Origin of the sequence: Pseudomonas sp. SHLD1, from assembly GCF_028640935.1 — a bacterium.
GTDB classification, from domain to species: Bacteria; Pseudomonadota; Gammaproteobacteria; order Pseudomonadales; family Pseudomonadaceae; genus Chryseomonas; species Chryseomonas aestiva.
This window is the reverse complement of sequence record NZ_JAQZAD010000013.1, coordinates 626,619-652,762: the sequence shown is the minus strand read 5'-3', so window position 1 is coordinate 652,762 and position 26,144 is coordinate 626,619. Positions and strand designations below refer to the sequence as shown.

Annotated in this window: 26 protein-coding genes; 12 read left to right on the top strand and 14 right to left on the bottom strand. The window is 68.6% G+C overall.

Annotated features, from left to right (window positions below; genetic code table 11):
• Entirely contained in the window at positions 1 to 765 is a 765-nt protein-coding gene (madM, locus tag PVZ77_RS08390; protein WP_059315062.1) for a malonate transporter subunit MadM, read from the top strand.
• On the opposite strand, the gene PVZ77_RS08385 is transcribed toward madM, so the two are convergent.
• The 5 genes from PVZ77_RS08385 to PVZ77_RS08365 all read right to left on the bottom strand — a co-directional run bounded on the left by PVZ77_RS08385 (position 762) and on the right by PVZ77_RS08365 (position 5,793).
• Positions 762 to 1,670 (bottom strand): LysR family transcriptional regulator, encoded by a 909-nt coding sequence (locus PVZ77_RS08385; protein ID WP_273806310.1) that lies wholly within the window; start codon positions 1,668 to 1,670, stop codon positions 762 to 764. The two genes, madM and PVZ77_RS08385, sit on opposite strands and share 4 nt — an antisense overlap.
• Before the next feature lie 135 nt (positions 1,671 to 1,805).
• Positions 1,806 to 2,804, bottom strand: coding sequence for a transketolase family protein (locus PVZ77_RS08380; protein ID WP_273806309.1), 999 nt, complete (start codon positions 2,802 to 2,804; stop codon positions 1,806 to 1,808).
• Positions 2,804 to 3,652, bottom strand: coding sequence for a transketolase (locus PVZ77_RS08375; protein WP_273806308.1), 849 nt, complete (start codon positions 3,650 to 3,652; stop codon positions 2,804 to 2,806). The genes PVZ77_RS08380 and PVZ77_RS08375 overlap by 1 nt, the downstream gene beginning before the upstream one ends.
• A gap of 14 nt (positions 3,653 to 3,666) precedes the next feature.
• The gene (locus PVZ77_RS08370; protein ID WP_273806307.1) at positions 3,667 to 4,965 is read right to left on the bottom strand and encodes an MFS transporter; all 1,299 of its coding nucleotides are present in this window, start codon (positions 4,963 to 4,965) and stop codon (positions 3,667 to 3,669) included.
• A gap of 78 nt (positions 4,966 to 5,043) precedes the next feature.
• Positions 5,044 to 5,793 (bottom strand): SDR family NAD(P)-dependent oxidoreductase, encoded by a 750-nt coding sequence (locus tag PVZ77_RS08365; RefSeq protein ID WP_273806334.1) that lies wholly within the window; start codon positions 5,791 to 5,793, stop codon positions 5,044 to 5,046.
• A 194-nt stretch (positions 5,794 to 5,987) separates the two neighbouring features.
• On the opposite strand from PVZ77_RS08365, the gene PVZ77_RS08360 reads away from it, so the two are divergent.
• On the top strand, positions 5,988 to 6,899 hold the full coding sequence (locus PVZ77_RS08360) for a LysR substrate-binding domain-containing protein (RefSeq protein ID WP_273806306.1): 912 nt from the start codon (positions 5,988 to 5,990) through the stop codon (positions 6,897 to 6,899).
• Here the strand turns inward: PVZ77_RS08360 and PVZ77_RS08355 are convergent.
• Complete coding sequence (locus PVZ77_RS08355; RefSeq protein WP_273806305.1) at positions 6,896 to 7,777, bottom strand: LysR family transcriptional regulator; 882 nt, start codon at positions 7,775 to 7,777, stop codon at positions 6,896 to 6,898. The genes PVZ77_RS08360 and PVZ77_RS08355 overlap by 4 nt on opposite strands.
• A 128-nt stretch (positions 7,778 to 7,905) precedes the next feature.
• On the opposite strand from PVZ77_RS08355, the gene PVZ77_RS08350 reads away from it, so the two are divergent.
• From PVZ77_RS08350 to PVZ77_RS08340, 3 genes are read left to right on the top strand one after another with little or no spacing between them, the layout of a single operon-like run.
• Positions 7,906 to 9,216 (top strand): CitMHS family transporter, encoded by a 1,311-nt coding sequence (locus PVZ77_RS08350; protein ID WP_273806304.1) that lies wholly within the window; start codon positions 7,906 to 7,908, stop codon positions 9,214 to 9,216.
• The gene (locus PVZ77_RS08345) at positions 9,217 to 10,569 is read left to right on the top strand and encodes an acyclic terpene utilization AtuA family protein (RefSeq protein ID WP_273806303.1); all 1,353 of its coding nucleotides are present in this window, start codon (positions 9,217 to 9,219) and stop codon (positions 10,567 to 10,569) included.
• A complete protein-coding gene (locus tag PVZ77_RS08340) occupies positions 10,566 to 10,880 on the top strand; it encodes an AtuA-related protein (protein ID WP_273806302.1) in 315 nt (104 codons plus the stop codon). The genes PVZ77_RS08345 and PVZ77_RS08340 overlap by 4 nt, the downstream gene beginning before the upstream one ends.
• 9 nt (positions 10,881 to 10,889) lie before the next feature.
• On the opposite strand, the gene PVZ77_RS08335 is transcribed toward PVZ77_RS08340, so the two are convergent.
• The gene (locus tag PVZ77_RS08335) at positions 10,890 to 11,171 is read right to left on the bottom strand and encodes a hypothetical protein (RefSeq protein ID WP_273806301.1); all 282 of its coding nucleotides are present in this window, start codon (positions 11,169 to 11,171) and stop codon (positions 10,890 to 10,892) included.
• Between the two features lie 366 nt (positions 11,172 to 11,537).
• On the opposite strand from PVZ77_RS08335, the gene PVZ77_RS08330 reads away from it, so the two are divergent.
• Positions 11,538 to 11,828 (top strand): hypothetical protein, encoded by a 291-nt coding sequence (locus PVZ77_RS08330; protein ID WP_273806300.1) that lies wholly within the window; start codon positions 11,538 to 11,540, stop codon positions 11,826 to 11,828.
• 16 nt (positions 11,829 to 11,844) lie between these two features.
• Here PVZ77_RS08330 and PVZ77_RS08325 read toward each other — a convergent pair whose 3' ends face one another.
• Together PVZ77_RS08325 and PVZ77_RS08320 are read right to left on the bottom strand one after the other, a co-directional pair.
• Positions 11,845 to 12,816 (bottom strand): SDR family NAD(P)-dependent oxidoreductase, encoded by a 972-nt coding sequence (locus PVZ77_RS08325; RefSeq protein WP_273806299.1) that lies wholly within the window; start codon positions 12,814 to 12,816, stop codon positions 11,845 to 11,847.
• Between the two features lie 169 nt (positions 12,817 to 12,985).
• On the bottom strand, positions 12,986 to 14,869 hold the full coding sequence (locus PVZ77_RS08320; RefSeq protein ID WP_273806298.1) for a sigma-54-dependent Fis family transcriptional regulator: 1,884 nt from the start codon (positions 14,867 to 14,869) through the stop codon (positions 12,986 to 12,988).
• Between the two features lie 364 nt (positions 14,870 to 15,233).
• Between PVZ77_RS08320 and PVZ77_RS08315 the strand changes: the two genes are divergently transcribed.
• Genes PVZ77_RS08315 through PVZ77_RS08295 form a run of 5 tightly spaced genes read left to right on the top strand, consistent with a single transcriptional unit; the run spans position 15,234 to position 20,502 of the window.
• On the top strand, positions 15,234 to 16,283 hold the full coding sequence (locus PVZ77_RS08315; protein ID WP_273806297.1) for an ATP-NAD kinase family protein: 1,050 nt from the start codon (positions 15,234 to 15,236) through the stop codon (positions 16,281 to 16,283).
• Between the two features lies 1 nt (position 16,284).
• On the top strand, positions 16,285 to 17,262 hold the full coding sequence (locus PVZ77_RS08310) for a thiamine pyrophosphate-dependent dehydrogenase E1 component subunit alpha (RefSeq protein ID WP_273806296.1): 978 nt from the start codon (positions 16,285 to 16,287) through the stop codon (positions 17,260 to 17,262).
• 25 nt (positions 17,263 to 17,287) lie between these two features.
• Positions 17,288 to 18,307 carry an alpha-ketoacid dehydrogenase subunit beta gene (locus PVZ77_RS08305; protein ID WP_273806295.1) on the top strand — a complete coding sequence of 340 codons (1,020 nt, stop codon included), beginning with the start codon at positions 17,288 to 17,290 and terminating at the stop codon, positions 18,305 to 18,307.
• On the top strand, positions 18,304 to 19,425 hold the full coding sequence (locus PVZ77_RS08300; protein ID WP_273806294.1) for an acetoin dehydrogenase dihydrolipoyllysine-residue acetyltransferase subunit: 1,122 nt from the start codon (positions 18,304 to 18,306) through the stop codon (positions 19,423 to 19,425). The genes PVZ77_RS08305 and PVZ77_RS08300 overlap by 4 nt, the downstream gene beginning before the upstream one ends.
• Before the next feature lie 12 nt (positions 19,426 to 19,437).
• Entirely contained in the window at positions 19,438 to 20,502 is a 1,065-nt protein-coding gene (locus PVZ77_RS08295) for a 2,3-butanediol dehydrogenase (RefSeq protein WP_273806293.1), read from the top strand.
• A 48-nt stretch (positions 20,503 to 20,550) separates the two neighbouring features.
• On the opposite strand, the gene PVZ77_RS08290 is transcribed toward PVZ77_RS08295, so the two are convergent.
• The 3 genes from PVZ77_RS08290 to PVZ77_RS08280 all read right to left on the bottom strand — a co-directional run bounded on the left by PVZ77_RS08290 (position 20,551) and on the right by PVZ77_RS08280 (position 23,702).
• The gene (locus PVZ77_RS08290; protein WP_273806292.1) at positions 20,551 to 21,129 is read right to left on the bottom strand and encodes a glutathione S-transferase family protein; all 579 of its coding nucleotides are present in this window, start codon (positions 21,127 to 21,129) and stop codon (positions 20,551 to 20,553) included.
• A gap of 67 nt (positions 21,130 to 21,196) precedes the next feature.
• On the bottom strand, positions 21,197 to 22,159 hold the full coding sequence (locus PVZ77_RS08285) for a class I SAM-dependent methyltransferase (protein WP_273806333.1): 963 nt from the start codon (positions 22,157 to 22,159) through the stop codon (positions 21,197 to 21,199).
• Between the two features lie 70 nt (positions 22,160 to 22,229).
• Positions 22,230 to 23,702: an iron-containing redox enzyme family protein gene (locus PVZ77_RS08280; protein ID WP_273806291.1), complete on the bottom strand. Its 1,473-nt coding sequence runs from the start codon at positions 23,700 to 23,702 to the stop codon at positions 22,230 to 22,232.
• A gap of 268 nt (positions 23,703 to 23,970) precedes the next feature.
• Between PVZ77_RS08280 and PVZ77_RS08275 the strand changes: the two genes are divergently transcribed.
• Positions 23,971 to 24,891 (top strand): GGDEF domain-containing protein, encoded by a 921-nt coding sequence (locus PVZ77_RS08275; protein ID WP_273806290.1) that lies wholly within the window; start codon positions 23,971 to 23,973, stop codon positions 24,889 to 24,891.
• On the opposite strand, the gene PVZ77_RS08270 is transcribed toward PVZ77_RS08275, so the two are convergent.
• Complete coding sequence (locus PVZ77_RS08270) at positions 24,888 to 25,196, bottom strand: hypothetical protein (protein WP_273806289.1); 309 nt, start codon at positions 25,194 to 25,196, stop codon at positions 24,888 to 24,890. The genes PVZ77_RS08275 and PVZ77_RS08270 overlap by 4 nt on opposite strands.
• A 155-nt stretch (positions 25,197 to 25,351) precedes the next feature.
• Positions 25,352 to 26,140: a methyl-accepting chemotaxis protein gene (locus tag PVZ77_RS26045; protein ID WP_443218048.1), complete on the bottom strand. Its 789-nt coding sequence runs from the start codon at positions 26,138 to 26,140 to the stop codon at positions 25,352 to 25,354.
• Positions 26,141 to 26,144 lie beyond the last annotated feature (4 nt).

Genomic DNA, 26,144 nt, shown 5'->3' with positions numbered 1-26,144 from the left:
ATGAACGACATCGTCACCAAAGCCCTGCAACACAACGGCCTGGTCGCCGCCTTCGCACTGATCGGCCTGATCATGTGGATCTCGGTGGTCCTTTCGCGCCGACTGACCTTTGGCCGGGTGCACGGCTCGGCCATCGCCATCGTCATCGGTCTGGTACTGGCCTGGGTCGGGGGCACCGTCACCGGTGGCCAGAAAGGCCTGGCCGACCTCGCGCTGTTTTCCGGTATCGGCCTGATGGGCGGTGCCATGCTGCGCGACTTCGCCATTGTCGCCACCGCCTTCGAGGTCCAGGCCACGGAGGCGCGCAAGGCCGGCATGATCGGCGCCGTGGCCTTGCTCCTCGGCACCGTACTGCCCTTCATCGTCGGCGCCGCGGTGGCCTGGGCCTTCGGCTACCGCGACGCGGTGAGCATGACCACCATCGGCGCGGGCGCCGTGACCTACATCGTCGGTCCGGTGACCGGCGCCGCGCTGGGTGCCAGCTCAGACGTCATGGCGCTGTCCATCGCCACCGGCCTGATCAAGGCGATCATCGTCATGGTGGCGACGCCCGCTTCGGCGCGCCTGCTGGCACTGGACAATCCGCGCTCGGCGATGGTCTTCGGCGGCCTGGCCGGTACCGTCAGCGGCGTCACCGCGGGACTCGCCGCCACCGACCGCCGACTGGTGCCCTATGGCGCCCTCACCGCCACCTTCCACACCGGCCTGGGCTGCCTGCTGGGGCCATCGCTGCTGTTCTTCTGCGTACGGGCGCTGGTGGGCTAGCCGCGCGCGTACATCCGGCATTCGGCGACGAAGGCCAGCAGATTGGGATCGCGCTCGCGGCTGCGCAGGAACACCGCGCCGATGCGCTGCTGCAGCCGATAGCGTGCGGCCAGGGGCAACAGCTTGAGGCGGTTCTGGTAGACCGCCTCGACCCGCCCCGGCAGCAGCGCGTAGCCCACCCCGGAGCTGACCATGCTCATCAGCGAGAAGATGTCGTTGACCTGCATGATCACCTCCGGCTCGAAACCGGCCTGGGCGAACACCTGGCGCCCGTCGCGAAAGGTGGCGAAGCCCTGGGTCAGGGTTACGAAGGGCACCCCGGCGAGGTCGCGCAGGTCCACCTCGGCCTGGTCGGCGAAGGGCGAGTCGCTGGGCGCGGCGAGAAAGATGTCGTCACTGAACAGCTCTACGCTCTCGCAGTCGGCATCCACCACGGCGTCATCCAGGGCCACCAGCATGGCGTCCAGCTTGAAGTCGTGCAGCTGCTCGGCGAGGTCGGCGTTGGAACCCAGCACCAGGTCGATGTTGAGTTCGCTGCGCCTGAGCTTGAGGCCCATGATCAGCTGGGGCACGGTCTTGACCGTCAGCGAATAGAGCGCGCCCAGGCGAAAGCGATCGGCCGAAAAGCCCGCCGCCTGCCGCGTGAGGCGTATCGTCTCGGCCAGGTCCTGCATCAGCCGCTCGGCCCGCGCCTCCAGCACGAAGGCGCCGTCCAGCGGCGTCAGGGTGCGCCCCTCGTGCTTGAACAGGGGGCAGCGCAGGGCGTTTTCCAGGGAGTGGATGGCGCGGTGCACGCTGACATGGCTGGTGCCCAGCTCGGCGGCGGCACGTGCCAGGTTGCGGCTGCGCATGAAGGCCAGGAAGATCTCCAGCTTGCGCAGGGTGAGTTCATCGGTATCGGACATGGCGGCCAGCGGGCGATGGAGGACAGCTGCCCACCTTGCCCGGATGGATGGGCGGCGTCGAGCCTTCGAATCGCCCTGGCGGCGCCTGGCTCCGTCGGTGCAATCCCGAGGGTAACCAGGCGCCCCCACCCGGCCCTACAACCAACCCTTGATCTGCTGGCAGACCGCCGTGGTGGAGATGCCGTAGCGGTCATGCAGGGTCGGCAGCGCCCCGGCGTCGAGGAAGGCGTCGGGCAATGCGATCTGGCGGAAGGTGGGCGTCACGCCGTTGCGCAGCAGGGTAGTCGCCACCGCCTCCCCCAGGCCACCGATCAGCGAATGATTCTCCGCCGCCACCACCAGCCGTCCCGGCTTGCGGGCTTCCGCCAGGAGCGTCGCTTCGTCCAGCGGCTTGATGGTCGGCACATGCAGCACCGAGACGTCCACGCCATCGGCGGCCAGGGCCTCGGCGGCTTCCAGGGCGCGCATGGTCATCAGGCCGGTGGACACCACCAGCACGTCGTGACCGGGGCGTACCACCTGGGCCTTGCCGAGCTGGAAGCGGTAGTCGTAGCGATCCAGCACCAGGGGTACGTTGCCGCGCAGGAGGCGCATGTAGACGGGCCCCTGGTGGGCGGCGATGGCCGGCACCGCCTGCTCGATCTCCAGGGCGTCGCAGGGGTCGATGACCATGAGGTTGGGCATGGCGCGAAAGATCGCCAGATCGTCGGTGGCCTGGTGGCTGGGGCCGTAGCCGGTGGTCAGCCCAGGCAGGCCGCAGACGATCTTGACGTTGAGATTCTCCTCGGCGATGGCCATGCAGATGAAGTCGTAGGCGCGTCGCGAGGCGAATACCGCATAGGTGGTGGCGAACGGCACGCAACCTTCGCGGGCCATGCCGGCGGCGGCGCTCATCAGCAGTTGCTCGGCCATGCCCATCTGGTAGAAGCGCTCGGGATGGGCCTTGGCGAAGATGTGCAGGTCGGTGTACTTGGCCAGGTCGGCAGTGAGGCCGACGATGTCCTGGCGCTGTTCGGCCAGGGCCGCCAGGGCGTGGCCGAAGGGCGCCGGTCGCGTCGGCTGGCCTTCGGCGGCGATGCTGGCGATCATCGCCGAGGTGGTCAGGCGTGGCTTGGTAGCGGTGCTGGTAGTCATCAGAAGTCCCTCCCGGCATCCAGGGCGTCGAGGGCCAGGGCCCATTCGTGCGCCTCGACGCGGATGAAGTGAGTCTTGTCGCGGGTTTCCAGGAAGGGCACGCCCTTGCCCATGCGGGTATCGCAGAGAATGATCCGCGGCTGCCGGCCCGGGTGCTGGCGGGCGCGGTCGAAGGCGGCGACCAGCGCCTCGCGGTCGTTGCCGTCGACGCGCTGGACGAACCAGCCGAAGGCCTGCCAGCGCTCGGCCAGGGGCTCGAAGGCGAGGATCTCGCGGCAATGGCCGTCGGCCTGCTGGTTGTTCACGTCCACCAGGGCGATGAGATTGTCCAGTTGCCAATGGGAAGCCGACATGGCCGCTTCCCAGGTGGCGCCTTCGTTGAGTTCGCCATCGGACAGCAGGTTGTAGACGAAGGCGCCGGACTGCTTACGCTTGAGACCGAGGCAGGCGCCCACGGCGATGCCCAGGCCCTGGCCGAGGGAACCGCCGGTGATCTCCATGCCCGGGGTGTAGGCGGCCATGCCCGACATGGGCAGGCGGCTGTCGTCGCAGCCATAGGTCTCCAGCTCGTCCTGCGGCACGATGCCGGCCTCGATCAGCGCGGCGTAGAGGGCTATCGCGTAGTGGCCGATGGACAGGTAGAAGCGGTCGCGCCCTTCCCACTCGGGATCCTGTGGCTGGTAGCTCAGGGCATGGAAATAGGCCACGGCCAGGACGTCGGCGACGCCCAGGGCCTGGCCGACATAGCCCTGGCCCTGGATCTGGCCCATGCGCAGGGCATGGCGGCGGATGTTGTGGGCGCGCTCGGCCAGAGAGAGCGGTGCGAGTTGTGGCGATGAAGCGGTCATGATCTGTACCTCGATTAGCGATTGACCAGGGCGGCAGGGATGCGCAGGACCAGCGTGGCGCCGATCACCAGCACCCCGGTGATGAGGAACATGCCGATGGCGCTGGAACCGGTGCTGGTGGTGATCCAGCCGATCAGGTAGGGCGAGCAGAAGCCGGCCAGGTTGGCGAAGCTGTTCACCGCGGCGATGCCGGCGGCGGCGGTGACCCCGCCCAGCAGCGTGGTGGGCAGCATCCAGAACAGCGAGGACGCCGAGAGGATGCCGGCTGCCGCCAGGCACAGGCTGAGGATCGACAGGGTGACGTTGTGGCCGAAGACCGCAGCAAGGCTGAGGCCGCAGGCGCCCAGTAGCATGGGAATCACCAGGTGCCAGCGGCGCTCGCGGTGCCGGTCGCCGCTGCGCCCGGCCAGCAGCATGGCGACGATGGCGCACATATAGGGCAGGCTGGTGAGCAGGCCGATGTGCAGCGGATCGGCGACCCCCGAGTTGCGCACCAGGGTCGGCAGCCAGAAGGTGATGGCGTACTGGCCCATGACCACGCAGAAGTAGATGGCGGCCAACAACCACAGCCGGCGATCGCGAATGAAGTCGCGCACGCTGGCGTGTTCGGTCTTGTGCTGGTTGTCCTCGGCCAGTTCCTTCTGGATCAGCGCCTTTTCCTCGTCGTCCAGCCAGGTCGCCTGGTGCACGCCGTCCTTGAGGTAGCCGAGCACCATGAGCCCCACCAGCACCGTGGGGATGGCTTCGATGACGAACATCCACTGCCAGCCGGCCCAGCCATGGACGCCGGCGAACTGATTCATGATCCAGCCCGACAGCGGCCCGCCGATCATGCCCGACAGGGGAATGGCGACGAACCAGAGCACCGTCATGCGGGCGCGGCGGTAGGTGGGAAACCAGTAGGTCAGATAGAGCAGCAGGCCGGGCGCCAGGCCCGCCTCGGCGACGCCGAGCAGGAAGCGCAGCAGATAGAACTGCCAGGCCGTCTCGACGAAGGCGAACAGCCCGGACAGGAGGCCCCAGGTGATCATGATGCGGGCGATCCAGCGGCGGGCGCCGACCTTGTGCAGGATGATGTTGCTGGGCACCTCGCAGAGGAAATAGCCGATGAAGAACATGCCGGCGCCGAGGCCGTAGACGGCTTCGCTCAGCGCCAGGTCGTTCATCATCTGCAGCTTGGCGAAGCCGACGTTGACCCGGTCCAGATAGGCGCAGAAGTAGCACAGCATCAGGAAGGGCATCAGCCGCCAGGCGGTCTTGCGATAGGCATTGGCGCGCGCCGAGGTGGCCGCTGCCAGGGTGAGCGTAGTCATGGTCTGATCTCTTGTTGTTATGGGCGCCGCAGCCGCGGGCGCCCTCTTCGATGCAGAGCGTTGAGAACGAGGGGGCGATCAGTGGATCAGCATGCCGCCGTTGACGTCCAGGGTGACGCCGGTCAGGTAGCCGGAGAGATCGCTGGCCAGGAACAGCGCGGCGTTGGCCACGTCCCGGGGCTCGCCGAGGCGACCCAGCGGGATGCCGTCGATGATCGACTGGCGGCGCTCGTCGTGCATCAGGCCGCCGGTGATATCGGTCTGGATCAGGCCGGGGGTCAGGGCGTTCACGCGGATGCCGTCCGGCCCGAATTCCCGCGCCATCGCCCGGGTCAGGCCCAGCACCCCTGCCTTGGCGGCGCTGTAGTGGGGGCCGCCGAAGATGCCACCGCCACGCTGGGCGGACACCGAGGACAGGCAGACGATGCTGCCCCCGCCCTGCTCGCGCATGGCCGGAATCACCGCCTGGGACATCAGCAGGGTGCCGCGCAGGTTGACGTCGAGGATGCGGTCGTAGTCGGCGCGGCCGATCTCCAGGGTCTTCACCGGCTGGGTGATGCCGGCATTGTTGACCAGCACGTCGAGGCGACCGTACTGGGCGAGCGCCTGGTCGACCGCGGCCCTGACCTGGGCTTCGTCGGCCACGTTGGCTGCCAGGCCGAGGTGACCTTCGCCGAGGCTGGCAGCGGCATCCCGCGCCGCGCCGGCATCGAGGTCGAGGATGATGACCCGCGCGCCCTGGGCAGCGAAGGCCTGGGCCGTGGCGCGGCCGATGCCGCGCGCGGAAGCGGCGCCGGTGACGAGGGCGATCTTGTCTTGCAGCAGCAGGGAGTGCAGGGGCATGACGCTATCCTTCTTGTTGTTGTGGAGGGCTGTCGCTGAGGGCCAGAGTGCCCCTGCCCCAGGACCCCAGCAACGCAGCCTGCGTCATACCGTGCTGAATAAAATTCATGCCTGCAACTTGGCAGTCCGGCCAGGTCTATCGACAATCAGCCTCCAACTGGCCCTAGGAGCCGCGCCCCATGGATTCCGGCAAGACGCTTTCCCTGCCACCGCTGAAAGCCCTTCAAGCCTTCGAGCAGACCGCCCGCTTCGCCAACGTCGCCCGCGCCGCCGAGCAGCTGGCGCTGACGCCCTCGGCGGTCAGCCATCAGCTGGCCAAGCTGGAAGCCCTGGTGGGGCGCGCGCTCTTCGTCCGTGGTGCGCGCGGCATGACCCTGACCCCGGCCGGGGAGCAATACCTGGAAGAGGTCAGCGAGGTGCTGCACCGCCTGGCGATGGCCACGGATCGCGCGGCCAGCGATGCCGGCCTGGAGTGCCTGCGGCTGCACTCGGCGCCGAGCTTCGGCCTGCTCTGGCTGATGCCGCGGCTGGAGCTATTCCGCCAAAGTCATCCCGATCTGCAGATCAATCTCTCCTGCTCCTACGAATCCCTGCATTTCAGCCGCGACAAGGTCGACATCGACATCCGCCACGGCCTGCCCAGCTGGCCGAACCTGGAGATCCGCACCCTGCAGCGCGAACGCCTGGCGGTACTGGCCGCGCCGCAGTTGCTGGAAAAACGCCCGGTCCGGTCACCGGCGGATCTGCTGCACAGTGAGCTGATCCTGTCCGAAGCCACCCTGATGAAGTGGCCCAACTGGTTCGCCCAGCAGGGCCTGGCGCTGCCGGAACGGCCCTACACCCTGAGCTTCGATCGCTCCTACATGACCCTGGAAGCCGCCCGCCATGGCCTGGGCTTCGCCCTGGAGAGCACGGTGCTGGCGGCGGACTATCTGGCCCGCGGCGATCTGGTGCGGGTCCTGCCACAGGATGACGACCTGCCGGTGGCCGCGCACCACCTGGTGTTTCCCCGGGCGCACTCGCGCTACGCCCGGGTGCGGCGCTTTCTCGACTGGCTGCAACAGGAGCTGGGGCAGCCCTTCGCGTATTAGCCGGCCTGCAGCCGCTCCCGGAGCAAGGCAACGAAGGCCTGAGCCGCCGGGGTGAGGCTGCGGCCGGTGGGGGTCAGGATGCCCAGCGGCCGGGCCAGGCTCTCGCCGCGGACCGGCAGGGCCACGACCGGGGCCTCGCCGCCCGCCGATTCCGGCAGCAGGGCCAGGCCCTGGCCGGCCGCCACCAGGGCCAGCAGGGTGCTCATGTAGTTGGCTTCCAACGCCGCCACCAGGCGCAGGCCGGCGGCGGCGAAGGCGAAGTCCAGGCATTCGCGCACGCTGCTGTCGCGCCCGGTGAGCAGCAAGGGCACGGCGTCGAGCTCGGCCAGGGTGATTTCGGCGCGGCCCGCCCAAGGGTGGTCACGGGGGACGAACAGCTGCAGGTGATCGACATACAGCGGCTGGAAGTCCAGCCCTACGGCACGTGGACGGACGCCGATGCCCAGATCCACCTGCCCTTCCCGGACCAGCGCCTCGACTCTACCGGCCACCACATCCTGCAAGCGGACCTCGATGGCCGGATGACGGGCCTGGAAGGTCTTCAGCAATTCGGGAAAGGGGCCCATGAAAAAGGACGGCAAGGCCGCCAGGGTGATCCGCCCTCGGCGCAGGCCCGCCAGATCCCGGGCATGGGTCTGGACATCGCCCAGGTCCACCAGGACGCGCTCCAGGGGTCCGCGCAGTTCTTCGCCGGCGGTGGTGAGCTGGACCCGGCGCGGGGTGCGTTCGAGCAGCTGCACCTCAAGCCAGGCTTCGAGTTGCTGGATCTGCACGGTGAGCGCCGGGGGGGACAGGTGCAACTCCTCGGCCGCGCGGGCGAAGGAGCCCTGGCGGGCCACGGCGAGAAAGGCCTGCACGTGCTGGAGCAGATTCTTCATTTTGTTTTTCTGAACGCCGCTTCGGAAGATTCCAATTTACAGGAGGTCGGGCGTCTTCGAATACTGGACTCACAACAACAAAACCTCCCGTGCGCCCGCCAGCCGTGCCACGGTCCAAGGAGTCCGCCATGCTCGCCCTGCTCGGTGTCGTCACCATTCTTGCGTTGCTCATCGCGGTCATGAGCAAACGCGTCTCGCCCCTGGTCGCCCTGATCGTCATTCCCATCGCCGCGGCCCTGATCGGTGGCTTCGGCCTGGGCACCAGCGCCTTCATCATCGCCGGCATCAAGGGCGTCGCCCCGGTGATCGGCATGTTCGTCTTCGCCATCCTGTTCTTCGGCATCATGACCGACGCCGGAATGCTCGATCCCATCATCGACCGCATCCTGCGCACCGTCGGTACCCGGCCGACGCGCATCGTCTGCGGCAGCGCCCTGCTCGCCCTGCTGGTGCACCTGGACGGCTCCGGCGCGGTGACCTTCCTGGTGACCATCCCCGCCATGCTGCCGCTCTATACCCGCCTGGGCCTGGACCGGCGCATCCTCGCCTGCGTGGCCGCCATGGCCGCCGGGGTCAACTTCCTGCCCTGGACCGGCCCGGTGCTGCGCTCCTCCGCCGCCCTGCACGTGCCGGTGGCCGATCTGTTCCAGCCGCTGATCCCGGTGCAACTGGTGGGCCTGGCCTTCGTCTTCGCCAGTGCCTGGTGGCTCGGCCGCCGCGAGGAGAAGCGCCTGACCCTGGCCGGCCAGGCGCCCTGGCTGAATGCCGATGGTGCCGGTGCCGCGCCGGAGCGGGTACTCAGTGATGCCGAGCGCGCCCTGCGTCGCCCCGGGCGTTTCTGGATCAACCTGCTGCTGACCATGGTGGTGATGGGCGTGATGATCGCCGGCTGGGTCGATCCGGTGGTGATGTTCATGCTCGGCACCGTCGCCGCGCTGTGCCTGAACTACCCCTCGGTGGACGCCCAGAAGGCGCGCATCGACGCCCATGCCAAGACCGCCCTGACCATGGCCAGCATCCTCTTCGCCGCCGGGGTCTTCACCGGCATCATGCAGGGCAGCGGCATGCTCAAGGCCATGGCCCAGGTAGCGGTGGCCGGCATCCCGGCTGGCCACGGGCAATTGATCCCGGCAGTGGTGGGCTTCCTGTCCATGCCGCTGAGCCTGCTGTTCGATCCGGACTCCTTCTACTTCGGCGTCATGCCGGTGATCGCCGAGGTCGGCCGCAACCTGGGGGTCGATCCGGTGCAGGTGGCCCAGGCCTCGCTGCTCGGGGTGCACACCACCGGCTTCCCGGTCAGCCCCCTGACCCCGGCGACCTTCCTGCTGGTGGGCCTGTGCAAGCTGGACCTGGCCGATCACCAGCGCTTCACCATCCCCTTCCTGTTCGCGGCCTCGGTGCTGATGACCCTGACCGCCCTGCTCCTGGGAGTCTTCTAGATGAGCCGTCTTCTTCGCATCGGCTGCGGCGCCGGCTATTCCGGTGATCGCATCGAACCCGCCGTGGAGCTGGCCGAGCATGGCCACCTCGACTACCTGGTGTTCGAATGCCTGGCCGAACGCACCATCGCCCTGGCGCAACAGGCGCGACTGGCCGATCCCGAGGCCGGTTTCGATCCGCTGCTGGAGGCACGGATGCGGCGCATCCTGCCGCTGCTGAATCAGGCCGGGCGACCGCGCCTGCGGGTGATCACCAACATGGGCGCCGCCCATCCCTCCGCCGCGGCGCGCAAGGTCGCGGCCCTGGCCCGCGAGTTGGGTCTCACCGGGCTGAAGATCGCTGCCGTAGCCGGCGACGACGTACTGGCCCAGTTGCCCGCCGACGCCCTGCTGGACAGCGGCCAGACCCTGGCCGAACTGGGCGACCGGGTGATCTCGGCCAATGCCTACCTGGGGGTGGAAGGCATCGTCCAGGCCCTGGCGGCGGACGCCGATGTCATCATCACCGGCCGGGTGGCCGATCCCTCGCTGTTCCTCGCGCCGCTGGTGCATGAATTCGGCTGGGCGGCGGATGACTGGGAACGTCGCGGGCGCGGCACCCTGGTCGGCCACCTGCTGGAATGCGCCGGTCAGGTCACCGGCGGCTACTTCGCCGACCCCGGCTACAAGGACGTACCCGACCTCGCTCGCCTGGGCTTTCCCCTGGCCGAGGTGGACGCCGAGGGCCACGCCACCATTACCAAGGTGGCCGGTTCCGGCGGCTGCGTGACCCCGGCGACCTGCACCGAGCAATTGCTCTATGAGGTACACGACCCGGCCGCCTATCTGACGCCGGACGTCACCGCCGACTTTTCCGGCGTTGCCCTGCAGCAGTCCGCGCCCGACCGGGTCGCGGTCAGCGGAGCCCGGGGCAAGGCGCGCCCTGCGCAGTTCAAGGTCTCGGTGGGTTATCGCGACGGCTGGCATGGCGAAGGCCAGCTTTCCTATGCCGGACCGGGTGCCCTCGCCCGCGCCCGCCTGGCGGCTGACGTGGTGCGCGAGCGTCTGCAACTCTGCGGCGTACCGGTTCAGGAGCTGCGCTGCGAACTGATCGGCTGCGACGCCCTGCACGGCGAGACGCTGGCCGCGCGAGCTACCGGCGAACCCTGGGAAGTCCGCTTGCGGGTGGTCGGGCGCTGCGCCACCCGCGCGGCGGCGGTGCAGATCGGCAACGAGGTGGAAACCCTCTATACCAATGGCCCGGCCGGTGGCGGTGGCGCCACCAAGGCGGTCCGCGAGGTCATCGCCGTGGCGTCGCTGCTTTGGCCGCGTGCGGCCGTCATCCCCACCCTGGAGCTGGAGACGCTGCCATGAAACTGCGCGAGATCGCCCACGTCCGCACCGGCGACAAGGGAGACATTTCGAACATGGCGGTGATCGCCTATCGCCGTGAAGATTTCGAGCGCCTGCGCCGGACGCTCACCACGGAACGGGTCGCCGCCTGGTTCGCCGACAGCCGGCCCGCCGACGCCGCGCCCGTGCGCCGCTACGAAGTGCCCGCCCTGGGCGCGCTGAATTTCGTGCTGCCCGGCGCCCTGCGCGGTGGCGTCACCCGCTCGCTGGCGCTGGATGCCCATGGCAAGGGGCTGGGCGCGGCGTTGCTGGATCTGGAGCTGGAAGACTAGCCGCACGGCTCAACCCGGGGTGCCGACACCCGCGCCGGGCAAGCGCGTCAGCAGGATGGTGTCCTTGTCGAGCGGGACGTGGGCACCCTTGCGTCTGAGTTCGTTGATGGCATGCAGCAGGATCAGATTCACCTGTTCGACCGCGCGCATGTCGTCCGCCTTGAGCAGCCGCGACACCCGCACATTGTGATCGGCCTCGATGAGCGTGATCAGCAGGCCGTCACTGCGCCGCTCCAGCTCATGGCGCACGGGTGGATCGAGTTGGGCCAAGCGTTCATGCAACCTGTTCATCTGCAGGCTCCCGAAGGAACGTCACCCACTTCAGGCTAGCCGCCTCGGTAGAGAACGCAAGGCGCCTGGGGCGCGGCGTGCTGCCAGGGTCACGGGAGGGTACCGGGGCCAAAACGCGGCCGAGGCCTGTCACGAAGCTGCCATCAGTATCCGGCAGGCTGGGCCTCCTGACCGCCACGTCGTGGCAGAGGCCGATCCATGGATACCCGCCCCGCTCTCCGCCACCGCATCTCAGCGGTCTCTCCCTCGGCGCGCGTAGCCCTGGCTGCCCGAACGACCTGCTGTCGTCACGCCGAAGCGCATGGCCAACGCATCGCCCTGGCCACCCGGCATCTGATAGCGCTCGGGCATCTTCAGATCCTCCTGGTGACAGCTCAGCAACGGTCGGTCGCCGAGGCCGACGCCGAATTGCAGGCGCATTGCCAGGTCATGCTGGCGGAGGGACTGCCGCTGCTGCCGCGGCTGGAGCTCGACCCGGCGGCTCCCGCATACGGGCCGGAGCTGGCCGCCAGACTGGCCGGCATCGCCCCGACCGCCCTGCTCTGCACCCAGCCTGCCCTGGCCAGGGCGCTGCAGACCGCCCTTGCGTCCCAGGGTGAGCTGACCATCGTCGGTCCCGCAACGAGGGACGAGGCGCAGAACGCAGCCTGGCACTAGCTCAAACGGTCGACCTTCAGAAATTCGACCCCCGGATCGTGCGGCCTGCCTGATCGGGCTGCTGCAGGTTGCCCGAAGTAGCGGCCTTGACCGGATTCCAGTCGATCTCGGCGCGCTGCACCGCATTGGCGGTGAAGCGTTCGTTGAGTTCCGGCGCCAGGCGGTGGCCCCAATAGGCCATCTTCGCCTTGTAGCCCACGGTGATTTCCTTTTGCGGTTGCAGCAGCGCCCTGACGATGGCCTGCACCGCCTTGTCCGGTGCGTCCTTGGTCGGCAGATCGGGACGGTGGCCGGTATAGGTGGCCGCATGGCCCCAGATCGGCGTATCCAGCGCCCAGGGCAGCACCGTCGACAGCTGAATGTTGGGCTGGCGTCCGCGCCGCAGTTCCTGCTGGAGCACCCGGCCGAGGCTGAGCACCGCGGCCTTGGACGCCGAATAGGAGGCCTGATAGGCGTGGGGGATCTCGCCGTCGACCGACGCCACGTTGACCAGCCGGCCATAGCCCTGGCGACGGAAGCGCTGCAGGGCCAGGTGAGTGCCGATGACCACGCCTTTCACATTGGTATCCAGCAGACGCAGATGATCGTCCAGCGGGATCTCCTCGAAACGGCCCACCGCCACGACACCGGCATTGTTGATCCAGCCGTCGATGCGACCGAAGCGCTGCTCGGCCTGCTCGGCCAGGGCAGTCATCTGCGCCATGTCGGCGACATCGGTGGGCACTGCCAGGGCGGCTACGCCCAGGGCCTGGACCTCGACCGCCAGGGCTTCCAGCGCCTCGGTCCGCCGCGCTGCCAGCACCAGGTTGGCACCGTGCCGGGCCAGCGCCAGGGCCACGCCGCGGCCGACACCACTGGAGGCGCCGGTGACGACGATGGTCCGGCCGCTCAGTCGCTGGTGATCAGGCCGCCCGGAACGCCGGGGCGAGGTGCGGTTCAACAGGGCCAGGGCGGCAGGCAGGGCAAGTAGCAGTGGCAGGGTACGCATCAGGGATCTTCCTCGGGTCTGTGTCTGAGGTGTGACCCGTGGCCAACCGCACTGACGTCCCGCCTGGGACGACCGGGGCCTGGCGCGCCGATGGCGACCGCTTCGCTTGATCGCCAAGATCGTCGCGCCAGGGCAGCCGCCGGGCGCCACGACCGTTCGGCGGAAGACCTCAGTCTTCGGGCTGGCGATGCGGCATGACGATGCCGTGCAGCTTGAGCCGCCGATAGAGGGTGGCCCGGGACATCCCCAGCGCCCGGGCGGTCGGAATGGCCTTCCAGCGGTGCCGCACCAGGGCGGCAAGGATCGACCGCCGCTCGAGACTGTCGACCGCGGGTGGCGGCTCGATGGCCAACGCGCCAGCGGGCCGTAGACTGGCCGGCAGGTGATCTAGGCAGATCAGGACGCCGTCGCACAGGGCGCAGGCGTAGCGCAGCACATTGCGCAGTTCGCGCACATTGCCCGGCCAGTCATGGGCCAGGATGGCCTCCTGCGCCTGGGGCGCCAGCTCCGGCGCAGCACGCTGGCCGCATTCCTCTTCGAGCAACCGCCGCGCGAGCGCCAGGCGGTCGGCACGCTCGCGCAAAGGTGGCAGTTGAAAGACGGCGCCATTGAGACGATAGAGCAGGTCTTGGCGAAACAGTCCGGCGGCGACCCGCGCCTGGAGGTCGCGGTGGGTGGCGCCGACCAGCCGCACATCGACTCGCCGCGCCTGGGCGCTGCCCACCGGCAGCACCTCGCCCTCGGCCAGCACCCGCAGCAGGCGCGTCTGCAGGGCCAGGGGCATGTCGCCGATCTCGTCGAGAAAGAGGGTGCCGCCATCGGCCGCCACGATCAGGCCATCGCGCCCCTGGCGCTGGGCGCCGGTAAAGGCCCCCGCGGCATGACCGAACAATTCGCTCTCGATCAGGCTTTCCGGCAGCGCCGCGCAATTGAGGGCGACGAAGGACCGCCCGCTGCGATCGCCGCCCTCATGCAGGCCGCGAGCAAAGACCTCCTTGCCGGTACCGGTCTCCCCGGTCACCAAGATCGGCAGGCCGTGGCGATAGAGACGCAGGGCGGTCGCGAGCGCCTGGCTGATCCGCGGCTCCTGTTCGTTTTCGGTCTCCAGGTCTTCGCGCACCAGGGGAATCACCACACCCGTGCGCGGCCGCGGCGCCCGGACCCGGGCGTGGAACTGCGCTTCGCCCAGACGCAGGGGTTCAGGATCGTCCTCCTTTAAACGCGCCGAGGCGTCGCGACCAAACAACTCGTCGAGGCGCTGCGGCAGGTAGCCCAGCTGAGCGAGGCAGAGCTGCCGGGCCGGGCGATTCAGGCCGGTCAGGCGACCGCCCGCATCCCAGGCGAGCAGAAATTCCGGCTGGGTGTCCAGGTAGCTGGGCCGGGTGTGGCCGCAGAGCACCCAGTCGCCCCGGGCGCTGTGCATGAAGTAGGCGTTTTCGATGCGCTGGGCGCTGTCGCGAGTGAATTGCTGGATCAGCAACTGACTGCGCCGGTCGTCCGGCGAGCGTGGCGCCGAGACATCCAGCACCCCGAGCAACTCGCCACCCGGGGCGAATACCGGCGCGGCGGTGCAGGTCAGGCCGGTAAAGGCCACGCGGAAATGATCGGCCTTGTGCACCGTCACCGGCGCCCGGTCGGTCAGCACTGCGGCCACGCCGCAGGTGCCCTCCTCCTGCTCGGACCAGCAGGTCCCCAGATAGAGTCCGGCGCGGCGGCATTCCTCATCGAGGCGATCGCTGACCCGGTAGTCGAGGGTATGGCCCTGGGCATCGGCCAGCAGCACGCAGTAGTCGGCCGCCTCGACCCGCGCATGCAGGGCGCCCAGTTCGCCATCGGCGACGCGCAGGAAGTCCTCCGCCGCCTGCTGGTGCTGGCGCAATTCGTAGCGCGAGAGGATGCGCGGCCCCCGCAGCGAGCCCGGGTCGAGCTGATACTGCTCGAAGGAACGGCGCCAGGAATCGAGGATGCGCCCGGGCGGACTGGCCGCGCGCAAGGGTGCGCGCAGGGCCTGGTCGATGGCGCGGGCGTGATAGCGGGCCTGGGTAGACAACATGGACGTCTCTCCCTGAATTCCGGTCATGGCATGGAAGGCCGGTCATTGTTCTGCCCTTCATTTAGCGCCCCCTGGCCCCGGCCTTCAAGTCCGCCGCGCCGTGAGACGAATCGTCTCAGCGTCTCGCCCTCCTGTCGCAACCCTGAGACGCCCCGGCGCGTCGACGACTGCCAGCCGGCTCCGGGCATCCCCCGCAAACTCGCGCCCAGGCTGGCCTGCAGTGGATCTGCAGCGACCTGGCACCGCCCTTGCTCAGGGCTCTGCGACGCTCCCAAGACAACGACAAGAGGGCCAGACCCATGAGCGCATCCTGGCATCGCCGCACGGCAGCCCTGACCGATGGCCCGGGCCTCGGGAGTCAGCCATGCCCGTAAGCGTCGGCATCCTGCCCAACCCGGCCTCCGGCCGTGACCTGCGCCGGCTGACCGGCAACGCCGCCCTGACCTCCAGCACCGACAAGGCCGGGGTGGTGATGCGCCTGCTGGCGGCCTTTGGCGCCACCGGCGTGGAGCGGGTGCTGCTGCCACCGGACATGACCGGCATCGCCGCCGCCGTGCTCAAGGCCAGCGGCAGTCGCCAGGCCCGTGAGCAGCGCTGGCCGGCGCTTGCGTTTCTCGATCTGCCGCTCACGCAAACGGTGGACGACACCCGCCGTGCGGCACGGCTGTTGTTGGCGCAGGGCGCCCGGGTGATCGCCGTGCTCGGCGGCGATGGCACTCACAAGGCGGTGGCCGCCGAGGTGGGCGACCTGCCGCTGCTGACCCTGTCCACCGGCACCAACAATGCCTTTCCCGAATTGCGCGAGGCCACCAGCGCGGGGCTGGCTGGCGGCCTGGTAGCGGCCGGCCGGGTCGACCCGGCGCTGGCGCTGCGGCGCAACAAGCGGCTGCGGGTGGAGGTGCCCGAGCGCGGCATCCGCGACTGGGCGCTGGTGGACGTGGCGGTCTGTCGCCAGACCTATATCGGTGCCCGGGCGGTGACCCGGGTGGAGGATCTGGCCGAGGTCTTCACCACCTTCGCCGAGCCCTGGGCCATCGGCCTGTCGGCCTTGTGCGGCCTCTGGCATCCGGTCGCGCGCGGCGCTCCCCAGGGCGGCTGGGTGCGACTGGAGCCCGAGGCTCCGGCGCAACTGACCGTTCCCCTCGCCCCCGGCGTGCTGGCCCAGGCCGGCATCGCCGCCAGTGGCCTGCTGCTACCTGGCGAGTCGCGCACCCTGTCGCTGACCGCCGGCACCCTGGCACTGGACGGCGAGCGGGAAATCGAATTCGGCCCCGAGGCGCGTCCGCAGGTGACGCTGGACCTCGATGGCCCCCTGAGCATCGACGTGGAGCGGGTACTGGAGCTGGCGGCGCAGCAGCGCCTGCTGGTCCGCCGCCTGCCCGCGTCGGCCCTCGGCAATCCTGGAGAACAATAAGATGAGCGAGACCGTAAGCGTCGAAAACCTGAGCCATGCCTACCGGGTGATGCGCACCATCCGCGCCTTCGAGGAGCGGCTGCACGTGGAATTCGCCACCGGCGAGATTCCCGGCTTCGTCCACCTCTATGCCGGCGAGGAGGCCTCGGCCGCCGGTGTCATGGCCCACCTTGGCCACGAGGACAGCATCGCCTCCACCCACCGCGGCCACGGCCACTGCATCGCCAAGGGCGTGGACGTCTACGGCATGATGGCCGAGATCTACGGCAAGAAGACCGGAGTCTGCCAGGGCAAGGGCGGCTCCATGCACATCGCCGACCTGGAAAAGGGCATGCTCGGTGCCAACGGCATCGTCGGGGCCGGAGCCCCGCTGGCCGCCGGCGCCGCGCTGGCGGCCAAGCTGAAGGGCAGCGATGCGGTGGCCGTGGCCTTCTTCGGTGACGGCGGCTCCAACGAGGGTGCGGTCTTCGAGGCCATGAACCTGGCCTCGGTGTGGAATCTGCCGTGCATCTTCGTCGCCGAGAACAACGGCTACGCCGAAGCCACCGCCTCGAACTGGTCGGTGGCCTGCGACCACATCGCCGATCGCGCCGCCGGCTTCGGCATGCCCGGCGTGACGGTGGACGGCTTCGACTTCTTCGCCGTCCATGAAGCCGCCGCGGCCGCCGTGGCCCGGGCCCGGGCCGGCGAAGGCCCCTCGCTGATCGAGGTGAAGTTCACCCGCTACTTCGGCCACTTCGAGGGCGACGCCCAGACCTACCGCGATCCCGACGAGGTCAGGCAGGCCCGGGAGCAGCGCGACTGCCTGATGCAATTCCGCGAGCGGGTGACGCGCTCCGGCCAACTCCAGCCCGCCCTGCTCGACAGCATCGACCAGGAGGTGGAGCAGCTCATCGAAGACGCCGTGCGCAAGGCCAAGGCCGATCCCAAGCCCGGCCCGGAAGACCTGCTCACCGACGTCTACGTCACCTACGCCTGATCGGAAAACAACAAGGAGCGCCACCATGGCCAGAAAGATCAGCTACCAGCAAGCCATCAACGAAGCCCTGGAACAGGAGATGCGTCGCGACCCCACCGTCTTCCTCATGGGCGAGGACAACGCCGGCGGTGCCGGCACGCCTGGCGAGCAGGACGCCTGGGGCGGCGTGCTGGGGGTCACCAAGGGCCTCTACCACAAGTTTCCCGGGCGGGTGCTGGACACCCCGCTGTCGGAGCTCGGCTACGTCGGCGCGGCGGTAGGCGCCGCCGCCCGCGGCACCCGACCGGTGTGCGAACTGATGTTCGTCGACTTCGCCGGCTGCTGCCTGGACCAGATCCTCAACCAGGCGGCCAAGTTCCGCTACATGTTCGGCGGCAAGGCGGTCACCCCGCTGGTCCTGCGCACCATGGTCGGCGCGGGCCTCCGCGCCGCCGCCCAGCATTCGCAGATGCTGACGTCCTGGTGGACCCATATCCCCGGCCTCAAGGTGGTCTGCCCGGCCACGCCCTATGACGCCAAGGGCCTGCTGATCCAGGCCATCCGCGACAACGACCCGGTGATCTTCTGCGAGCACAAGCTGCTCTACGGGATGCAGGGCGAGGTGCCCGAGGAGTCCTACGCCATCCCCTTCGGCGAGGCCAGCTTCCTGCGTGAGGGCGACGACGTCAGCCTCATCACCTATGGCCGCATGGTGCACCTGGCCATGGAGGCCGCCAGCAACCTGGCGCGCCAGGGCGTCTCCTGCGAGGTGCTGGACCTGCGCACCACCAGTCCGCTGGATCGTGACAGCATCCTGGAAAGCGTCGAGAAGACCGGCCGCGCGGTGGTCATCGACGAGGCCAATCCGCGCTGCTCGGTGGCCACCGACATCGCCGCCCTGCTTGCCGAGCACGCCTTCGACGACCTGCGCGCCCCGGTGCAGCTGGTCACGGCGCCGCACACCCCGGTGCCCTTTTCCGATGCCCTGGAAGACCTCTATATCCCCGACGCGGCCAAGATCGAGCGCGCCGTGCTGAAGATCACCCAGGGGAGGCAGGCCGCATGAGCCAGATCCATACCCTGACCATGCCCAAGTGGGGCCTGTCCATGAGCGAAGGCCGGGTCAACGCCTGGCTCAAGGCCGAAGGCGATAGCATCGCCAAGGGCGACGAGGTGCTCGACGTCGAGACCGACAAGATCAGCAGCAGCGTCGAGGCGCCCTTCTCCGGCATCCTGCGCCGCTGCCTGGCCCGCGAGGACGAGACGCTTTCGGTAGGCGCCTTGCTGGCCATCGTGGTGGAGGGAGAAGCCAGCGACGAAGAGGTCGAGGCGGTGATCGCGCGCTTCCAGGAGGCGTTCGTGCCCGGTGGCGAAGACGCCGCCGACGCCGGTCCCCAGGCGCAGCGGATCGAACTCGACGGCCGGCCGCTGCGCTACCTGGAGCGCGGTGAAGGCGGCCTGCCGCTGGTGCTGATCCACGGTTTTTCCGGCGATCTGGACAACTGGCTGTTCAACCACGAGGCCCTGGCCGCCGAACGCAGGGTGATCGCCCTGGACCTGCCCGGTCACGGCCAGTCCGGCAAGGGCCTGGCCACCGGGGACCTGGCCGAGCTAGGCGCTGCGGTGCTGGCTCTGCTCGACCATCTGGACATCCCCCGCGCCGTGCTCGTCGGCCACTCCATGGGTGGCGCCGTGGCCCTGCAGCTGGCGCAGACCGCGCCGCAGCGGGTCGCCGGCCTGGTGCTGATCGGCAGCGCCGGGCTGGGCCAGGACATCAATGGCGCCTACCTGGAAGGCTTCGTCGCGGCCACCAGCCGCAACCAGCTCAAGGGGCCGGTCAGTCTGCTGTTCAGCGATCCCGGCCTGGTCACCCGACCACTGCTGGAAGACCTGCTCAAGTACAAGCGCCTGGAAGGCGTGGACCAGGCCCTGAATCGACTGGCCGGCACGCTCTTCGCCAATGGCCAGCAGGCCCAGGTGCTGCGCCAGGTACTCGAAGGCGATCTGCCCGCCCTGGTGATCTGGGGCAAGGCCGACGCCATCATTCCGGTCCAGCATGCCGAAGGCCTGCCCGAAACCGTCCAGGTCGAGATCCTGGAGGGCCAGGGCCATATGGTGCAGATGGAGGCCGCGGACCGGGTCAATGCCCTGATCCAGGCCTTCCTGCCCCGCTGCGAACGCTAGAGGAGCCTCACGATGAAAGCAGCCCGTTTCCACGCCGCCCGCGATATCCGGGTGGAAGACGTCCCAGCCCCCGGTGAGCCGGGCCCTACCCAGGTCCTGGTGAAAAACCAGTTCTGTGGCATCTGCGGTACCGACCTGCACGAGTACCTTGGCGGTCCCATCTTCATTCCCACGGAGCCGCACAGCTACACCGGCGGCCAGGTGCCGCAGATCCTTGGCCACGAATATTCCGGCGTGGTGGAGGCCGTGGGCAGCCAGGTGACGTCGGTGAAACCCGGTGATCGGGTCTCCATCCAGCCGATGGTGTCGCCACGGGACGACTACTACGGCCGCCGCGGCCAGTACCAGCTCAGCGAACAGCTGGCCATCATCGGCCTGTCCCATCCCTGGGGCGGCATGGCCGAGTACTCCCTGGTGGAGGACTACAACGCCGTCCCCATGCCGGATGACCTCAGCACCGAGCACGCGGCGCTGATCGAGCCCACGGCGGTGACCGTCTACGCCACCCATAGAGGCGGCGTGAAACCGGGTGACAGCGTGCTGGTGGCCGGTGCCGGGCCCATCGGCCAGCTGCAGGTCATGGCTGCGCGGGCCGCGGGCGCCACCCGGATCTTCCTGGTGGATCTCAACGACAATCGCCTGGAGATGGCCCGCAGCCTGGTGGAGGGTCTCGTTACCCTCAATCCTGGCAGCAGCGACGTCCTGCGCGAGATCCGTGCCCGGACCGCGGGAGGCGTGGGGGTGGACGTGGCCTTCGAATGCGTGGGCGCCGAGGCACCCCTGGGGCTGTGCCTGGAAGCGGTCCGCCGCCAGGGCGTGGTGGTTCAGGTGGGGATGCAGGGCAAGCCGCCGGCGCTGGATGGCTTCACCCTGACCTACAAGGACGTCGACCTACGGGGTTCCTGGTGCTACTCGACGCTGATGTGGCCCCAGGTGGCGGCCTTGATCGCCAGCGGCCAGTTGCCGGCGGAGAAGGTCGTGACCCGCCATATCGCGCTGGACGACGTGGTGGAACAGGGCTTCGAAGCCCTGCTGGACAAGGCCGGAACCCAGCTGAAGATCCTGATCGAGCTCTAGCCCTTCCCCACGCCGTCGGCAAGGGCCGCCGCGTGGGGCTTTTTTGCCTTACTGGAAAGCTGTCGTGGCGAAGCTGGGACGCGCCAGGAGCCGCTGGTGAAAGGCCACCAGCACGAGGTGCGCGGACCAGTCGATTTCCGGCAGCCGAAAGCTCAGGTAGTCGAGGCCGACGGCCACCAGGTAGTGGCTGAAATCAAGGTCCTCCGCATCCAGCGTGGAAGACTCGTCAAGGCGCGCCAGCAGGCGCTCGATGGCCGCCAGCCGGCGGGCGCCCAGCACAGATTCATCCTGGGCCGCACCGCCATGCTTGCGGGCGATCACCGTGCCGAAGGCGGCATCGATCAGGCCCTGGCCCAGGCCGGCCAGTTGCAGGCGTTCGGCCGCAAGCGGGACGCCGCCCGCCAGCTGGTGCAGATAAACGCAGATCAGCAGGGTCTCGCCGAGGGCGACACCCTCATCGGTGATCAGGACCGGGACCTTGTTGGCCGGATTGGCGGCCAACAGCTGCGCAGCTTCGTTCCAGGGATCGCTCCACACCAGTTCCAGACGCTCGCCGAAGCCGGCTTCGAGGGCGGTGACGCGCGCGGCGCGGGCATAGGGCGAGGTCTGGTTCAGCAGCAGTTGCATGGCGGACTCCTGGACAGGTGTGGGCGGTAGCCGGGGTGCCCGCCAGTGTAGCCGCTCCCGTGCGCCCTCAGCGCGGCCGGGTCACGGTGAGGACGACGGCGGCGATGCGATCGGTATGGGCATAGACCCCTGTCTCCAGCTCCTCGCCGAAGACGTCCGGATCCAGTTCGCGATAGCGCCAGGCGACCTCACTGCCAGCCAGACGTGCGCGCACCTCTTCCAGGAAGGGATCGCGACCCTCGACCATGGCGACGCCGGTATAGAGCAGCAGGATGCCGCCCGGCGCCAGGCGCTGCAGCGCCGTGTCGAGGATGGCCAGGGACAGGCCGGCCCCGAGGGGACCGCCGCCATGGCGATAGGCACGCTCGCCGGGATCGACCAGATAGGGCGGATTGGACAGGATGAAATCGAAGTCGCCCGCCACATCGCTCAGCAGATTGCTGTAGCACGCGCTGACATTGTCGGCCCCGGCCAGCTCGGCGTTGGTCCGGGTCAGGGCCAGGGCGCGCTCGTTGATGTCCACCGCCAGCACCTCGGCATCTGGCCGCGCCAGGGCGACCAGGATGGCGCCGGGACCGGCACCGCTGCCGATGTCCACGGCGCGGCGGATGGCACCGGTCTCGAAGCGCAGCTGGGCTTCCAGGGCATTGGCATAGCGATAGGTGTCGGGGCCAAAGAATACCGCATCGGCGTCCTCGGTGGGATAGGCGGAATGCACGAACAACTGGTCGCCCAGGCTCGACACCCGCACCTGGCTGCGCCAGCCCCCCGGCACCGCGGTCAGCAGCTCGGCTGCCGCCAGGGTATCGACCAGAGCGCCGGGCAGCAGCGCGGGGGAAAACGGCCGGCTCCAGCCGAAGATGCCTTGCAGGTCCCGCGCCCAGGCGTTGCCTGGCCGGGCATTGACCCGCGCGTGAGAGGCCGGGGTGGGCGTGATGAAGTGATAGTCCGCTGCGCGCAGCGTTTCGATCAGGAGTTTCAGGGCAGCGGCCGCAGCCGGGCTGGTCGCGGTGCGTTCGGGATGTTCCATGGCCGTCACGGGTGGTTCCTTCAATGACCGTCGAAATGAAAAAGGACCCTCGCGGGTCCTTGAATAGAGGTCAGCCCAACAGGGAGACGAACAGCCGCGTCGCCAGCAGGCCGGCACGGCTGTGATGGCGCGCCGGTGACAGCTGCTCTACCAGCAGCGCCATGGCGGCAGCGCGACTGGGCTGGCTGGCCAGCCGCTGCTCCAGCGCGACCTCATCGCGATCGAAGTCGCTCGCCTGGGCCTTGCTGGCATTGGCCGCCGTGCCCTGCTCGGCTTCCAGCGCCGGACACAGGCGCTCCTGCTGGCGCTGGCGAGCACGAAAGCTCACCTCGCGCCGCGGCAACACCGCCACTCGCTCTGCTGCAGCCTGATTCCGGGCGCCGCTGTGCACGAAGTCACCGGCGATCCAGTTATGGATCAGTTGCTGCTCGTAGGCGGTGAAGACGCCGAACATCTCGGCACGCTCGCCCTGGATCAGGCGCCAGAAGCGGCTGTTGACCGGGTCCTCGTGACGCTTGATCCAGCCCTGCTCCTGCATCACCTGGAGGAAATCGGGAATCTGCGACGGATCGCAGAGCCAGTCGCTGACGCTGCGGCCACCGATGCGGCAATAATCGGAATGCACATAGCGGCCAACCGTGCTCTTTTCCGCCAGCACCTCGATCACCGCCTGCTCCAGATCGAAGCCCGCGATCACCGAGGTGGTGCCGGCGCCCAGCTCATTGAGCAGATAGCCCTGCACCACGCGTTGGTAGAAGGCGGCGCGGCCTTCGGCCGGCATGGCATCGTGCACCGCCTGCAGCGCCTTGCGCGCATGACCGGTGCCGGCATTGTCGACCGTGACATGCAGCGTGAAGTAATAGGGGTCGATACCCAGCTCGTTGAGCTCGTAGGAGGTGATCAGCAGGTGCAGCGGCAACTGCTCGTAACCCAGGTTGAAGCCGAGCACCTCGGGGAGGTAGTGATCGGCGCTATGGGCCAGGGCCAACTGAATCGCGCCCTGGACATAGTGATCGTCGCTCAGCTGCGAGAAATCTTCGCAGCCGTGAGTGGCCAGCAGCTTGCGATAGAGCACCACATGGTTCTTGTCCGGTTGGCCGTCGCCCAGCTCTTCCAGATAGATCTGGATGGCAGCGCGATAGCGCAGGTCGTCCCAGTGGGCGAGCGTGCCATAGAGCCAGGCGCCATCGACCAGCTTGGTAGGCGCCACGCCACGCAGGAAGTACAGCGCATGGGCCTTGCTGCCGAAGTAGCGGCGCGGCGCGCCAGCCTTGCGGGCCGCCAGATAGTCTTGATACTGGGCGCCGACTCGGGCGTTGTTCTCCAGCACCCAGGCTTCCAGGCCCACGGGGTCTTCCGGCAGGTCGGCGGTCATCCCGCCTACCGCCTGCAGCTGGTCGTCGAGAAAGCGTCGGGCCCTCTCCCGGGCCCTGACGCCCGGGTGCTCCACCAGCAATTCCTGATAGAGCGATCTGGCCGGTTGCAGGGTGAGCGGGTTCGGGGCGGCGTACTGGCCGGTGACGGCTCTTGTCGTGGTCTGCATGAAGGGCACATCTGGCAGCTGATGAATACCTCGTTCGGCCTACAGAAAAAGCCTTGGTTCCTGGCGGAACCCGCGCCGGAACTGTGCCGCTGCGCTTGCGGCCGTCAAAGGCACCGCCTGGCGGCCACTGCCATTCGTCGGCAGCCGCTCCACGCCACGTCGCCTGCTGGCGGTCCGCGCCAGGCGACGGGTGACCTGACGAAGGGCCTCATTTTCCATGCTGGCGGGCCGATAGCCTGAAAACCCACGCGACTGCCAGGCCCTGCCCATGTCTCCTGCCGATTCCGACGTCGATCTGCGCGCCCTCCTCGATTCGATCCAGGAATTCATCATCGCCAAGGATGGCCGCGGGCGCTGGTTGTTCGTCAATCGCATCGTGCTCGAAGCCTACGCCATGCTCGGCTTCGACTACGTGGGCATCACCGACGCCGAATTGATCGAGCTGTTTCCGGATCATGCCCAGGCCTTCGCCTACAACATCGAGACCGACGAGCGCGCCTGGCGCAACGGCGTGGCCACGCAGATCGAGAAGTCCTTCATGGGGCCGGATGGACGCATCAATACCTGGGAAGTGATCAAGACGCCCCACTTCGATGCCCAGGGCGGACGCCAGCTGCTGACCATCGTCAGTCGCAATGTCACCGAGCGCAAACTGGCGGAGACCGCCCTGCAGGACAGCGAAAGACGCTTCAAGTCCCTGGCCTACCTGGATGCCCTGACCGGCATCCCCAATCGACGCAGCATCCTCGACCAGATCGTCCGGCACCTGGCGGTCGCCTCCCCGCAGGCGGATTGCGCCCTGTTCTACCTCGACCTGGACAGGTTCAAGGCGATCAACGACGAATTCGGCCACGAGGTGGGGGATCGGTTGCTGGTGGCCTTCGTCACCCGCGTCAGCGCCTGCCTGCGCCAGGACGATCTGCTCGGGCGGATCGGCGGAGACGAATTCATCGTCTTCCTGCGCGACACCCCCGCGACCACCGCCCTGGCCCTGGCCGAGCGCCTCTGCCTGGCCCTGCAGGAGCCCTGGACGCTGCAGGACATCCGCCTGGCGACCACCTCTTCCATTGGCATCGCCCACGGCGCCGCCGGCAGCCTCAACGTCCACGAACTGATCCGCCGCGCCGATGGCGCCCTGTACCAGGCCAAACGCGCCGGGCGGGCCCGGGTGGTGCTGGCGGACGGCTAGAGCCGCTCCGTCGGCTGGGCGCGGATCATTATCTCGCGCTGGCGAAAGGCCGTTTCCAGACGGTGCCGATAGCCTTTCCACCAGGCTCGATCCAGGGCCTCGGTCATGACCTCGTAGACCAGCAGCTCGTCGTCCTCGACGCGCTGCGCCTCGTCCTGGCACAGGCCCTCCACCGGTACCCGGCTGAAGGCGGTCAGCCCGCCGAAGCGCGCGACCAGCTCCTCGCGCACCTCCTGGAACAGCGCCCCGGACAGGCGCTGGCCGTCATTGTCGTTCAGGGGTAGCAGCAACTGGACGAGGTACATGGCCATCTCTCCTGCGTATTGGGTTGCAGACCCCCTGGGCCCCCGGGCGGGTTCCCGTCCCTTGGTCACGGCCCAGCGTGCCTGCCCACACGCCAGAAACGCAAAGGCCCTGCCGAGGCGCTCTCGGCAGGGCCTTTCACCACAGTTCAGTCGGCTCAGACCGAGAAGCGGCCGACCAGGCGATTCATGTCCACCGCCAGGCGCGAGACCTCATGGGCGGCGGCGGCGGTCTGGTGGGCACCGGCCGAGGTCTGGATCGACAGATCGCGGATGCTGACCAGATTCTGGTCCACCGACCGGGCGACCTGAGCCTGTTCCTCCGAGGCCGTGGCGATAAGGAAATTGCGCTCGTTGATCTCGGTGATGGAGCGAGCGATCTCCTCCAGGGCCGCGCCCGCTTCGTTGGCGATCTTCAGGGTGGCGGTAGCCTCGTCGCGGCTGCGTTGCATGGCCAGGACAGCGCCTTCCGAACCGCTCTGGATGCCGCCGATCATCTGCTCGATCTCGCGGGTGGATTCCTGGGTCCTGTGGGCCAGGGCACGCACCTCGTCGGCGACCACGGCGAAACCGCGGCCCTGCTCCCCGGCGCGGGCGGCCTCGATGGCGGCGTTCAGCGCCAGCAAATTGGTCTGCTCGGCGATGCCGCGGATCACGTCGACCACGGTGGCGATGCCTTGCGCCTGCCCGGCCAGGGCGACGATCTGCTCGCTGGTGTGGGACACGGTGCCGGTCAGCGAATGGATGGCATTGACGGTCTCGGTGACGCGGGCCGCGCCCAGACCGGTCGAGCGCTCCGACTGTTGCGCGGACGTCGAGGCCGAGGCGGCGTTGCGCGCCACCTCTTCGACGGCGGCGGTCATCTCGTTGACCGCCGCGGCAGCCTGCTCCACCTCGCCATTCTGGCGTTGCAGGCCGCGGCTGGCCTCGTCGGTCACGGCATTCATCTCT